The 237-nt window shown below is 52.3% G+C and carries 1 rRNA gene; it reads right to left on the bottom strand.

The window, feature by feature from the left end:
• Nucleotides 1–237: ribosomal RNA gene (locus ACYQ2M_RS25545) — 23S ribosomal RNA — on the bottom strand; the annotation flags it as partial.

Here is a 237-nt window from a genome sequence, read left to right as displayed (position 1 = left end):
CAGACGGATGACTTGCCCTCCTGCGTCCCCCCTTCTCTCAAACGATAACTTGGTGGTACAGGAATATTAACCTGTTTTCCATCGCCTACGCCTTTCGGCCTCGGCTTAGGGATCGACTAACCCTGAGCAGATTAGCTTTACTCAGGAAACCTTGGGCTATCGGCGAGGGGGTTTCTCACCCCCTTTATCGCTACTCATGTCAGCATGGTCTCTTGTATACACTCCACATCACCTCGC

The sequence above is a fragment of the Desulfocicer niacini genome (assembly GCF_054657595.1).
This window is presented reverse-complemented; position numbering and strand designations above follow the sequence as displayed.